This window comes from Dorea longicatena (genome assembly GCF_025150085.1).
Classification (GTDB): domain Bacteria; phylum Bacillota; class Clostridia; order Lachnospirales; family Lachnospiraceae; genus Dorea_A; species Dorea_A longicatena.
Window position 1 is genome coordinate 1,796,984 of record NZ_CP102280.1, and the last position, 13,096, is coordinate 1,810,079.

Consider the following 13,096-nt stretch of genomic DNA (forward strand, 5'->3'; position numbering starts at 1 on the left):
TTTCATGCAGAATCCGTCATTTCCGGCTATTTTGTCGTGCTGCCGAATCCACCGTTCCTTATCTCTTCCACTTCATCATCTACCGTAATTCCATATTCCATGAAGATTCCCTGCATAAATCCCGTTCCTGCCGGAATTTCCACTGTTTTCCCTTCATTTGTATCATTGGTGATCTTTGCGAAAATATGCCCCTCATTATCTGAATAATAATAATCGCTGTCGATGATTCCTACTGTATTATTCAACTGCAGGCGGAATTTGAATCCCAGACCGCTTCTTGGATAGCACTGAAGCACCCAGTTATCTTCCATCTTCGCACGGATTCCGGTTGGAATCTTCGCCGTCTCTCCCGGTTTTAAAGTGATGGCTGCCGGCGCATAAAAATCATATCCTGCGGATCCTTTTGTTGCGCGTTTTGGAAGTTTTAAGGAATCATAGACTTCCCTGATCTGCTCATCGGAAGCTTCTCCGATCGCATCTGTGTATCCTCCTTTAAACTGTTCAAAACTTACCTTTTCAAATTTCGCAATTCTTTTTGCCATGTGTATGTCCTCTTTCTTATATTCTTTGTATTTTTATACATTTCTTTTTTATCACCGGATCCTTCTCTTTTGTATCCGGCAGCCACAAAAGAAAGCACAGCCTTTAAAGCTGTGCTTTTTACTGGCATATTCAGTATAACATCTTTTAGTTGCCACACTCAATACTGATTTCATTAAATAACGCCAGGATATCATCTACCGACATCTTGTCTTTTTCTTCTCCTTTTTTATCCAGGATCGCATTTCCCTGATGCATCATCACAAGACGGTTGCCATATTCGATCGCATATCTTAAGTTATGTGTAACCATGATCGTTGTAAGATTCTTTTCTTTTACGATCTTATCGGTCAGCTCCATGATCAGTTCAGCGGTCTTCGGATCCAGTGCCGCCGTATGTTCATCCAGGATCAGGAACTCGATCGGTGTCATGGTAGACATCAGAAGTGCCATTGCCTGACGCTGTCCGCCGGATAATGCACCGACTTTGACGTCCATCTTATCTTCCAGACCGAGTCCGAGCTGGCTTAACTGTTCTCTGTAATACTCAATTCTTGACTTGTTCGTTCCTCTGGAAAGGCCGAATACCTTTCCTTTATTGTCTGCCAGCGACATATTTTCCAGAATGGTCATGCTCGGGCAGGTTCCCATTGCGGGATTCTGATAGACACGGCCGATTCTCTGGTTCCTTTTAAATTCTTTCTGCTTTGTAATATCCGATCCGTTGATCAGGATCTGTCCGCCTTCTACCGGAATACTTCCACAGATAATATTTAACATCGATGTCTTTCCGGAACCGTTACTTCCCACAACAGATACGAACTCCCCGTTGTCGATCGTCAGGTTGAAATTCTGGAACAGACACATCTCATTTACGGTTCCCGGATTGTAATATTTATGAATTCCTTTTAACTCAAGCATTGGTGTTCACCTTCTTCTTTCTCTCCATACTGATGATAAGTACAATCAGAAACAGGACTGCTGTTACCAGTTTCATTGCCTGCGGATCAAAATTACGGAGTGCAATTGCCACACAGGCTTTATAAATGATTGAACCGATCAGTACTGCTGTTGTCGTACGCAGCAGCGTCAGTTTACGGAAAATGCTGGTTCCAATGATCACACTTGCAAGGCCGATGACCATTGCTCCGGTTCCCATTGAAATTTCAAATACTCGCTCCTCCTGTGCAAACACACATCCGGCCAACGCTACCAGGCCGTTTGAGATTGCAAGTCCAAGGATCTTGATATTGCCTTTATCTTTTGCAAGAGACACTACCAGTACGTCATTGTCACCAACGGCTCTTAACAGAAATCCGGACTTTGTATTCAGATAAAGGTCCAGCAATACTTTACAGATCACTGCCAGCACCAGGATAATGATCAATGTTGAATACGGTACAAGTGCATCCGGGATGATCTTATCCATCAGGTCATTTTTGAAAATAGTCTTCTGTGAAAACAACGGCACATTGGCCGTTCCCGCTATGTAAAGATTGATCGTCCACAGTGCTGTCATCATAATGATTCCCGAGAGAAGATCTCTGACCTTACATTTCACATGGATCAGTCCGGTGCAGATTCCTGCGACTGCCCCTGCAAGAAACGAAAGGATCAGTGTGATGTATGGATTCATTCCTCTTGTAAGAAGGGCAGCCGTGATTGCTGCCCCCAGAGGGAAACTTCCATCCACCGTAAGATCCGGAAAGTCCAATATTTTGTATGTGATATAAATCCCCAGTGCCAGGATCCCATAGATCAGACCCTGTTCTAATATCGATGTGATGAAATTCATGAAAAAATGCCTCCCAATTTTTGTCTGTCTCAGACGTTTCTCTTTTTGTACTTTGCCCTTTCCGGCTTATTCTGCTGTAATCTCGTCAAAACTTTCTACTGCGTTATTTGCAAGATCATCCGGAACCGTAATTCCAAGATTCTCTGCTACTTTGTTATTTACATAGAATCCAGGCTCTGTGATCGTCTCAAAGTTCTGTTCAGAAGCCTTTGCTTCGCCTTTTAATACTTTTGCTGCCATCTTACCTGTCTGTTTTCCAAGAGCGATATAATCAATTCCTTCTGCTGCAAGACATCCGATCTTTACCTGTTCAATTTCACTTCCGAATACCGGGATTTTCTTTTCATTTGCCTTATCCAGGATAGTCGGAAGAGACGCAACTACGGTGTTGTCTGTCAGGTTGGTGATGCAGTCTACTTTGCTTAACAGATCATCTGCCGCAAGGGATACATCTGCCGTTGTTGTGATTCCTTTTTCTACAAGTTCGAAATCATATTTCTTAACCAGGCTCTTATATTCTTCAATTGCTGATACAGAGTTTGCTTCGCTTGTTGTGTACATGATACCAATCTTCTTTGCATCCGGAAGCATCTCGCGGATCATCTTAAGCTGTTCTTCTACCGGAAGTTTGTCAGATGTTCCGGTTACTTCTCCTACCGGCTTTCCATCTTTATCTGCAAGCTCTGCTGCTACAGGATCTGTAACTGCAGTGTAGATAACCGGGATATCTGCTTTCATTGCTGCATTGTATGCACTCTGTGCACTTGGTGTTGCGATCGCACATACCAGATCTACTTTATCAGATACCAGACTGTCGGAAATCTGTTTTGCAGTTCCCATATCTGCCGCTGCATTTTTATATTTTACTGTCAGGTTGTCGCCTTCTTTGATTCCTTCGTCCTCCAGACCTTTTAAGAAACCTTCTCTGCAGTTATCAAGAGAACCATGCTCTGCAAACTGCTCAATTCCGATGGTATAAGACTCTTTCTTGTCACTTCCGGAATCGGATGATTTGCCACATCCTGCTGCCATTGCTGTTGCCATTGCTGCTGTTAATAATACTGTTACCATTTTCTTTTTCATAATCTTTTTTCTCCTTTTCCTGCATGAAATATTATTGTTGTCTACAGATTGCAATTGCCAGCCCTCTGTAACTGTTAGGAGAGAAAATCTTTCATCGATAACGTCCGTCATACCTTTTTTGGATAAAAAGAAAACCGCCCCAAACCAAAAGGTTTGAGGCGGTAATAAAATCTATTATTATCGCGGTACCACTCAAATTGACGAATCGTCCACTTTCTCATGTACTAACATACACTCCTGATTGATAACGGGTTCGGTTCCCGACAAGCCATACTCTCTTGAATTACATATATTCATAAATTCTTGATTTCAGACTGCCCTCGAAAGGCCATTCACTTATCAACTTCATACAGCAATCACACCACCTGCTGCTCTCTTGGATGTCATTGTATAAGCTACTCCTCTTTCTCAACGGTTTTGCTTTGTTATGGTTATACTTTACTGTATCAAAGTTGTTTTGTCAAGAAGTTTTTTACTTGTTTATCATTTCACTACCGGTACCAGTGTGTCATCTTTTGCATCCAGATTATGAATATATTTCTTCGTATCTTTTTCCACAGACAGTCTGATTCCTTTTGTAATGGTAAAACGCTGGATAAATCCTGTCTTGGCTGTCATATAAATATGTGTACCAAGCAGCAAAATGATCATTGGCCATCCCCAGATGACTCCATTTACGGTTATGACGATTGCATTCAATAACTCCATACCCTCTTTTCCTCCTTATTCCTTTATATGCAAAAAGACTCCGGGGATATTCCATCCTCGGAGTCTTTTGCCTACAATATTTTTTTGATATTATAACACTCTGTGTAATAAACTTCAAGTTAATCTAGGTTCCTGCCTTGGTATTTTCTGCTTTCTGGCTAATCCTTATTTAATACCGTCTGCTTTTCCTGCTGTCATTTCATTTCTTCAACCTGACTCACAATTCCCTGAAAATGCCCTATTTCCAAGTAAAATCCGGTGTTCCTTCAAGGTCATATGGCGTAGCCTGATACACGTAATAATTTAACCAATTAGTATATAAATTATTAGCTGTTGCTCTCCATGTAAGTAATGGCCCATTCTCCGGATCATCGTCCTGATAATAATTCTTCGGAAGTTCAATCGGCAGTCCCTTGCTCTTATCGCGCTTATACTCTCCATCCAGTGTCACACGATCATATTCCGGATGTCCCATCACGAATATCTGACGTCCATTCTGTGCCATCGCAAGGAAGAGACCCACTTCATCCGATTCTGCCAGAATCGTGATTCTCTTATCTGCGCGCACTTTATCCAGTGGAGTCTCTGTGTGACGGGAATGTGGTGCCAGGAATACATCATCAAACCCACGTACCAATGGAATCTTACGGTTTAGCACTTTGTGCCAGAACAGACCGAACGCCTTCTTATCCAGCTGGACTTTATCGATTCCATAATGATAATACATTCCTGCCTGAGCTCCCCAGCAAAGATGCAATGTTGATACGACATTTGTCTTTGTCCAGTCCATAATGCGTGTCAGTTCGTCCCAGTAATCCACTTCTTCGAACGGCATCTGTTCTACCGGTGCCCCAGTGATGATGAATCCGTCGAATTTCCGATCTTTGATTTCATCAAACGTCTGATAGAATTTGTTCAAATGACTCTTTGACGTATTCTTTGACTGATGTGAAGCTACTGCAACAAATGTCACATCTACCTGAAGTGGTGTATTAGACAGTGAACGTAATATCTGCAGTTCTGTCTCTTCTTTTAACGGCATCAGGTTCAAAAGTCCAATTTTGATCGGACGGATATCCTGATGTGTTGCACGGTGTTCATCCATTACAAATATATTTTCACTCTCTAAGATCTCCTTGACCGGGAGATCATTCTGCACTCTGATCGGCATAATCTTATTCCCCTTTTTCTTCTTTATTTTTTTCTATTTTCTGTTCTTCTGTTTCTGCCCCATCATCTCTTTTTTGAAAATATGTACCGTCATTGTCTACATAACTGTCCCCGTTATAGCAGTCCGAATCTGTCGGCAGTTTCTTTTTCTCCAGCTGGTTATCCAGAAGGAGTTTTATAATATAATAGACAACCGCAAACGTCGGCACTCCAAATAACATGCCAAGAATTCCGAACAATCCGCCCCCAAGAAGGATTGATACGATTACCCAGAATGCAGACAGTCCCGTAGAATTGCCAAGGATCTTTGGTCCCAGGATATTTCCGTCAAACTGCTGTAACAACAGTATAAATATCAGGAAATATATCCCTTTCATCGGATCTGCCAGCGCAATCAGGACAGCACTCGGGATTGCTCCAATATACGGTCCGAAGAACGGAATCACATTGGTCACCCCTACAATTACACTGACAAGCATTGCATACGGCATCTTTAAGATCGATGTACCAATAAAGCATAAAATTCCGATAATGATCGAATCTATTATCTTCCCAATGATAAATCCACCGAATATCTCATTCGTCTTTACTGCGATATGAATCAACAGGTTTGCACGTTCTGCAGGAAAAATCGCATAAGCTGCTTTTTTACTCTGATTAATGAACGTCTCTTTTCCAAATAAAATGTACACCGATACGATCACTCCGATCACCGCATGGAACATTTCCATAATCAATGTATACAGACCAACCGTCAGATGCGTCATCACTTCATTCACCTTATCCAACAGATCCGTACGCATCCACTTCTGAAGACTTGCCGAAGCTTCGTTCATTGCATTTTTCAATACTGCTGTCGTGGTCGAATCATCCAACTGTATATTATTGATCTCTTTTACCAGCTGATTGATCTGCGCCGGCAGTGTAAATATCAGATTACGGATACTTGTGATCAGTTCCGGTATCAGCATATTGATCAATGTCGATACAACCGTAATCAATACAACCAGCGCCACGATCACTCCTATACTTCTGGAAACCTTCTTCGCTTTTTCTTTCTTCATGTGCTTTTCCAGCACTGGCACCAGATATGCATCTACGCTCTTCACGATTGGATTCAGAAGATACGCAATCCCGCATCCATACAATACAGGCTTTAAAATCGACAGGATCTTTGACAGTGTATTTGAAATCGCTTCTACCCTCAGCATGGCAAAATAAACCAGAATACAGGCAACAATTACCAGGAAATAGGTCATTCCACGGTTAAATTGCTGTCTTAATTTGGACGGTCCTTTTCTGCCAAACTTGGGACTGTTTTTATAGTATGTATTCTCTTCTTTGTTCATGAAATCCTCTTCTTCCCTGCCAGTTTTGGCATATAAAGCTATTATACCCTCACTGTAAATCTACGTCAACATACTTTGATACGACAAAAACCGGAGTAAAAACTTATTCTTAAGCTTTATTCCGGTTTTTCATACTTTTTTCTTTATCTGTACCTTTTATTCACTGATCGTATACATATGACCTGCGCATCTTTTCTTCCAAAGATTACGCACATCCACATTTGAACGTCGCGCATTCCGTCTCTTGACAGTGACAGGCATTCCCGCCTTCTACACTGATCTTTCCTGCATGACACTGACATTCTTTGTTATACATACAGTCTATTGCCTTACAATCCACGTCACTCTTGGCAGATGCTTCTTTTCCCGCCATGTCCGAGTATGCATTCGAATAGGAGCTTCCACCTTTTCGCTCTTCAAAACTGTCACAGCTTGTCTCATCTGCTTTTTTTGCGGAATTTCCTCCTACTACGATACTGTCAAGATTACAGTAATAATTCTGGTTGTGTGTACAAGTCTGTACGGTACATCTTAAATCTGGCATAATATATCCTCCTTTCAAACTTCAAGATATATTATGCCAGTTCTCTTTATTTTTTATACATTTGTAAAACTAAATTAGTTTTCTTCTTTTACGACTTCACGTCTTGCTCTTGTTGCAATCTCTTCTGTAACAGATGCTACGAACTCATCCAGGCTCTTCTGTCCTTCGTCTCCTGCGAATCTGCTTCTTACAGATACCAGATTTTCTTCCTCTTCTTTTGCTCCTACTACAAGCATATAAGGAATCTTCTGCATCTGAGCCTCACGGATCTTATATCCTATCTTCTCTGCACGTGTATCGATTTCTGCACGGATACCTGCCGCATTCAATGTATCCAGTACTTTCTGTCCATATTCCAGATGTTTATCTGAGATTGGAAGTACCTTAACCTGTACCGGTGCAAGCCATGTAGGGAATGCTCCTGCGAAATGCTCGATCAGGATTCCGATAAATCTCTCGATAGATCCAAATGCTACACGGTGGATCATGATCGGACGGTGTTTCTCACCATCTGCTCCTGTGTATTCCAGTTCGAATCTCTGTGGAAGCTGCATATCCAGCTGGATAGTTCCGCACTGCCATGTTCTTCCGATAGAGTCTGTCAGATGGAAGTCGATCTTCGGTCCGTAGAATGCTCCGTCTCCTTCATTTACCACATAGTCAAGACCAAGGTCATTAAGCGCACCACGAAGACCTTCTGTTGCAAGTTCCCAGTCTTCATCACTTCCCATGCTGTCTTCCGGACGTGTGGAAAGTTCTACGTGATATTTGAATCCGAACAACTGATATACCTCATCGATCAGAGCTACAACACCTTTGATCTCGTCACGGATCTGTTCCGGCATCATGAAGATATGTGCATCATCCTGTGTGAAACAGCGTACACGCATCAGACCATGTAACTGTCCTGATTTTTCATGACGGTGAACCAATCCGAGTTCTCCGACACGAAGCGGAAGATCTTTATATGAACGCGGTTCTGCTTTGTATACAAGCATTCCACCCGGACAGTTCATTGGCTTAATTGCAAAGTCCTCTCCATCAATCTGTGTTGTGTACATATTCTCTTTATAGTGATCCCAGTGTCCGGATGTCTCCCAGAGGTGTCTGCTTAAGATAATTGGTGTAGATACTTCTACATAACCTGCTTTTTTGTGAAGTTCTCTCCAGTAGTCAAGCAGTGTATTCTTAAGAACCATTCCCTTTGGAAGGAAGAACGGGAATCCAGGACCTTCTTCGCACATCATGAAAAGTCCAAGTTCTTTACCAAGTTTTCTGTGGTCACGTCTTTTTGCTTCTTCAAGCATGGTCAGATATTCGTCTAACAGTGCTTTCTTCGGATAAGAGATACCGTAGATTCTTGTAAGCATCTTGTTCTTTTCGCTGCCTCTCCAGTAAGCACCTGCAAGGCTTGTAAGCTTGAATGCTTTTACAGGCTTTGTTGTCATCAAGTGTGGTCCTGCACATAAATCAACAAATTCTCCCTGCTGATAAAAGCTGATCTCTTCTCCTTCCGGGAGATCTTCGATCAACTCTACTTTATATGGTTCGTCTTTTTCTTTGAAATATGCGATTGCTTCTTCTCTTGTCTTTGTAAATCTTTCGATCGGAAGAGCCTCTTTGACGATCTTCTTCATCTCTTTTTCAATCTTTTCCAGATCTTCTGCTACAAATGGTGTCTCGCGGTCTACATCATAGTAGAATCCATTCTCGATTGATGGTCCGATTGCAAGCTTTGTATCTGGATACAGACGTTTGATCGCCTGTGCCATGATGTGAGATGTTGTATGCCAGAATGCACCCTTTCCTTCTTCATTATCAAATGTAAGAATCTCCAGTTCACAATCTTCGCTTACAACGTGTCTGAGATCTACTACTTCACCATTAACTCTTGCAGAAGTCGCCACTCTTGCCAGACCTTCGCTGATATCTTTTGTAATATCCAGTACTGACATACTTCCTTCATACTCTTTGAAAGATCCATCTTTTAATGTAATTTTCATAATTATCATGTCCTCTCTTTTTATTTTTATATCCTATCCTCGGGCATGTATCTTCTTTCCTGCCCGTTCAGCAATCATCCGTAATCTGCTGCTTTTTTCTAAACGCATGGCATCTACAGGACCTGCCACTGGCCACTCCTTACGAACGCGTGGCGAAAAAAAAAGCCCCTTACAGATAATCACTGTAAGGGACGAGTTATCTCGCGGTTCCACCCTGTTTGAACTGACACTTCACAGTCTCTATATTATTCACCAAAGACTTTTATGCCAGAACCTCTTAATTATGACGATAACGGAATCACCGGACTGTTTTGCAGCCACTCAGAGGTAGTTTTCAGAAGGTTCCAAAATAAGAAGCTTTCAGCCCGTGGCTTCTCTCTCTGGCATTTCTTTCCCAGCCTACTCTTCTCTTCAACGTGTTTTCTCATACATTTTCATTATAACACGGCATTTTGCTTTGTCAATATTTTTTCAGCCACAGCTTCCAGACCGCAAAACATTCCCGCACAAAATAATTTGGGAATAATAATGGATGGCAGCTTGCCGGTATCGGAAACGGCTCCTTAAATCCTGCACGTTTTGCATATACACACCCTCGATATACATGGAAATTATTTGAGACAATTCCTACCGGTGTATCTACATCTGCAATAAGGTTTCTGGAAAACTTCAGATTTTCCAGTGTGTTTACCGACACATCCTCCTGCACAATACGCCTGCGGTCAAGCCCTTCACACTCCAGATAACGTGCCATTGCATACGCTTCTGTTACTTCTTCATCTTTTCCCTGTCCTCCGGAGACGATCACATGTACTTCCGGATGCTCTTTCAGATACTCTGACGCGCAGTCCAGTCTTCGTTTCAGTGAATCGGTAATCTTCCGGCCTCTTACCTGCGCTCCCAGTACAATGATCCATCTTGTAGCGGATCCTGTTTTTGTGTCTTCTTCAAAGTGTTCTTTTCTTTTTCCCAAAGGGTTTCTGTGCATTCCTTTTATGATCTTTATCTCTGCGATCAGAAGAAAACATACCGAAATACCAATCATTGCTTCTACGATACACGGCATTCCATATAAACGGATCAGCGCACTCCCTGCAATTCCCACTATTCCGGTCGCCAGCCAGAATCTGGAAAAAGTAGAGTCCCATTTTTTCAGTGCGATACAGACCGCACTGTAATAAATGAGACTCAGGATACCTGTAACCAGAAATATTATCTGCCACAGCATTTTTTATATTTTTTTCCTGATCCGCACGGGCATGGATCATTTCTTCCGATCTTTTTAGGTTTGCGGATTGTTGTAGATTCCTTCTGTTCTTTGTAGAATTTCTTCAGTTCTTCTTCTGAGAAAATCTCTTTCCACTGTGGAAGTTCATACAGCCAGTCAGCTTTTGCCGCTACCATATTCTTATACAGTCTTTCCTTGTCAAATGCAAGACTTACTACTGTATCTTCTTCTACTGTATCAAGATCGATCTCGATCAGAAGACTTTCATTGATACCATCCAGGAAACCGATCATTGTCAGAACTTCCTGTCCGAATTTCTCAGCCAATTCTTTTACTGTTCCTTTTACAACTTCATCCGGATTAGAAAGAAGCTTTTCATAAATTTCTTTCTCAATCTGGAAATAAGTTCCCCAGAATTTTTCTAACTGACTTCTGTCTGCAGTTTCGTCATAAGCGATGTTCTGCCACTGCTGATATAATGTACTCATATTTCTATACTCCTTTGTACGATATTCATTTGCAATTTTTCACTGCTCTCTATATAATATACTAAAGTCTTGATTCATTGTAAAGGATGATTATTATGAAAAATGCAAAACGTATTCTGGCACTTGCTGCCGCCATTTTATTATTTGGTATGTATCTCAGTACATTAATATTTGCCCTGATCGGGAGTCCGCATTCCATCGACCTTCTCTGGGCCTCTATTGCATGTACGATTGTGCTTCCGGTACTTCTCTATGGTTATATGCTGGTATTCAAGCTTACCCGGCATAATACTCCATCTGATGATTCAGCTGACAGCTTTCACAGCCACAGCTCGGATGATATATCTAAGTTGTCACAGTCTCATGACCAGGCAAGCGATGATACCATATAAAACTCAAAGGGCATCAGACTTTCTTCGCGATCGTCTGATCCTTTTTTCTTATGTTTTCTTTCATCTTCTCTGATCTTCTTTCTCTTAGCAAGGTATTCTTCCATTGAAATCACTTCTGCTTCCTCTTTTGTCCAGTCTCTCGTATTCATAGTGCATACCTCCATCTTGATTATTTTTATCCCCTCTTACGTCTCTGGTGTCTGATTACACCGACGTTATTATTATATTTACGATGGTTTCATTATATGCATAGAATGTGTCAACATTATGGAAAAAATCTGAATAAAGCATAAGAAATTTCTTAAGGAAAACATAACAATCTACAGGACCTGCCACTGTCAGCTCCTTACGAACGCATGGCGATGCGGAGAACTTGCCACCGGCAACTTCTCTTTCATACTTTGGTATTAAAAAACAGAGATAGAGCAGCTCTCCTGTCTTCAAAAGACGCATGGCCTGCTTTATCCCTGTTTTTCATCTCATGATTCGAAATATTTTATCTTATTTGGAAAATTTTGACTCTCTGTAAATGATATCATGTCTTTCCGGACCATTCGATACCATTGTAATTGGGTATCCGATCTGCTCTTCTACAAACTCAATGTAGTTTCTGCAGTTTTCCGGAAGGTCTTCGTATTTCTTAATTCCACGGATATCACTCTTCCATCCCGGAAGTTTCTTAAGAACCGGTTTTGCCTTCTCTAACAGATGTGTGGTCGGGAAGTCTGTTGTTACTTCTCCATCGATATCGTATCCTACACATACCGGGATCTCGTCCAGGTATCCAAGTACATCTAATACTGTAAATGCAACATCTGTGGTTCCCTGCATTCTGCATCCATACTTAGAAGCTACACAGTCAAACCATCCCATTCTTCTCGGACGTCCTGTTGTTGCTCCGAATTCTCCACCGTCACCACCACGGCGTCTTAATTCATCTGCTTCATCACCGAAGATCTCGCTTACGAACGCTCCTGCTCCTACTGCGCTTGAGTATGCTTTACATACAGTTACGATTTTCTTGATCTCATATGGAGGGATTCCTGCTCCGATTGCTCCATATCCTGCTAATGTAGAAGATGAAGTAACCATTGGATAGATTCCGTGATCCGGATCTTTCAGTGATCCAAGCTGACCTTCTAATAATACTTCTTTTCCTTCTTTGATTGCATTGTTCAGGAAAAGAGATGTATCACATACGAATGGTTCGATCATCTTTTTATATTCTTGAAGTTCATTATATAAATCATCAGGATTGATCAATGGTTTATGATAAAGGTGCTCCAGTAATACATTCTTCTGTTCTGCCACACGGACAACTTTCTCTTTTAACAGTTCATCATCAAATAATTCACTGACCTGGAATCCAATCTTTGCATATTTGTCTGAATAAAATGGTGCAATACCAGATTTTGTAGAACCGAAAGATTTTCCTCCCAGTCTCTCTTCTTCGTATGCATCAAAATTCTTATGATAAGACATTACCATCTGGGCACGGTCAGATACCAGAATCTTCGGCATCGGAACTCCCTGATCGATAATAGACTGCACTTCCTTGAATAACACCGGTACATCCAGTGCTACACCATTTCCGATAATACTGGTTGTATGACCGTAAAATACTCCTGATGGAAGTGTGTGTAGTGCAAATTTTCCATAATCATTGATAATTGTATGACCTGCATTCGCGCCTCCCTGGAATCTTACGATGATATCTGCCTGCTCAGCCAGCATATCTGTAATCTTACCTTTTCCTTCGTCGCCCCAGTTGGCACCGACTACTGCTTTAACCATAT

At 41.6% G+C, this 13,096-nt stretch carries 13 protein-coding genes, 1 pseudogene and 1 other annotated feature; of the genes and pseudogenes, 1 reads left to right on the forward strand and 13 read right to left on the reverse strand.

Going from position 1 to position 13,096, the window contains the following annotated elements; genetic code table 11:
• Positions 1-26 precede the first annotated feature (26 nt).
• The 11 genes and pseudogenes from NQ508_RS08575 to NQ508_RS08625 form a co-directional block, all read right to left on the reverse strand.
• Positions 27-542 (reverse strand): dCTP deaminase/dUTPase family protein, encoded by a 516-nt coding sequence (locus tag NQ508_RS08575; protein ID WP_006427935.1) that lies wholly within the window; start codon positions 540-542, stop codon positions 27-29.
• Positions 543-687: 145 nt separating this feature from the next.
• On the reverse strand, positions 688-1,461 hold the full coding sequence (locus tag NQ508_RS08580; RefSeq protein ID WP_006427937.1) for an ABC transporter ATP-binding protein: 774 nt from the start codon (positions 1,459-1,461) through the stop codon (positions 688-690).
• Entirely contained in the window at positions 1,454-2,335 is an 882-nt protein-coding gene (locus NQ508_RS08585) for an ABC transporter permease (RefSeq protein ID WP_006427938.1), read from the reverse strand. The genes NQ508_RS08580 and NQ508_RS08585 overlap by 8 nt, the downstream gene beginning before the upstream one ends.
• Before the next feature lie 66 nt (positions 2,336-2,401).
• Entirely contained in the window at positions 2,402-3,418 is a 1,017-nt protein-coding gene (locus NQ508_RS08590) for an ABC transporter substrate-binding protein (RefSeq protein ID WP_044920233.1), read from the reverse strand.
• A gap of 151 nt (positions 3,419-3,569) precedes the next feature.
• Positions 3,570-3,839, reverse strand: a binding site (T-box leader).
• 125 nt (positions 3,840-3,964) lie between these two features.
• Positions 3,965-4,126: pseudogene (locus NQ508_RS08595) on the reverse strand (sodium:alanine symporter family protein); the annotation flags it as partial.
• A 238-nt stretch (positions 4,127-4,364) separates the two neighbouring features.
• The gene (metA, locus tag NQ508_RS08600; protein ID WP_006427941.1) at positions 4,365-5,297 is read right to left on the reverse strand and encodes a homoserine O-acetyltransferase MetA; all 933 of its coding nucleotides are present in this window, start codon (positions 5,295-5,297) and stop codon (positions 4,365-4,367) included.
• Positions 5,298-5,301: 4 nt separating this feature from the next.
• Entirely contained in the window at positions 5,302-6,645 is a 1,344-nt protein-coding gene (locus tag NQ508_RS08605) for an AI-2E family transporter (protein WP_006427942.1), read from the reverse strand.
• Between the two features lie 205 nt (positions 6,646-6,850).
• Complete coding sequence (locus tag NQ508_RS08610) at positions 6,851-7,189, reverse strand: DUF1540 domain-containing protein (protein WP_006427943.1); 339 nt, start codon at positions 7,187-7,189, stop codon at positions 6,851-6,853.
• Between the two features lie 74 nt (positions 7,190-7,263).
• A complete protein-coding gene (thrS, locus tag NQ508_RS08615) occupies positions 7,264-9,192 on the reverse strand; it encodes a threonine--tRNA ligase (protein WP_044920235.1) in 1,929 nt (642 codons plus the stop codon).
• 460 nt (positions 9,193-9,652) lie between these two features.
• Complete coding sequence (locus NQ508_RS08620) at positions 9,653-10,420, reverse strand: YdcF family protein (RefSeq protein ID WP_006427945.1); 768 nt, start codon at positions 10,418-10,420, stop codon at positions 9,653-9,655.
• Positions 10,405-10,908, reverse strand: coding sequence for an SEC-C metal-binding domain-containing protein (locus tag NQ508_RS08625; protein WP_006427946.1), 504 nt, complete (start codon positions 10,906-10,908; stop codon positions 10,405-10,407). Before NQ508_RS08625 ends, NQ508_RS08620 begins: the two co-directional genes overlap by 16 nt.
• Before the next feature lie 95 nt (positions 10,909-11,003).
• Between NQ508_RS08625 and NQ508_RS08630 the strand changes: the two genes are divergently transcribed.
• On the forward strand, positions 11,004-11,300 hold the full coding sequence (locus tag NQ508_RS08630; protein WP_242654764.1) for a hypothetical protein: 297 nt from the start codon (positions 11,004-11,006) through the stop codon (positions 11,298-11,300).
• Here NQ508_RS08630 and NQ508_RS08635 read toward each other — a convergent pair.
• Both NQ508_RS08635 and NQ508_RS08640 read right to left on the reverse strand, forming a co-directional pair.
• Positions 11,270-11,449 carry a hypothetical protein gene (locus NQ508_RS08635; RefSeq protein ID WP_022415996.1) on the reverse strand — a complete coding sequence of 60 codons (180 nt, stop codon included), beginning with the start codon at positions 11,447-11,449 and terminating at the stop codon, positions 11,270-11,272. The two genes, NQ508_RS08630 and NQ508_RS08635, sit on opposite strands and share 31 nt — an antisense overlap.
• A 352-nt stretch (positions 11,450-11,801) precedes the next feature.
• Positions 11,802-13,094, reverse strand: coding sequence for an adenylosuccinate synthase (locus NQ508_RS08640; RefSeq protein ID WP_022415995.1), 1,293 nt, complete (start codon positions 13,092-13,094; stop codon positions 11,802-11,804).
• Positions 13,095-13,096: the final 2 nt, after the last annotated feature.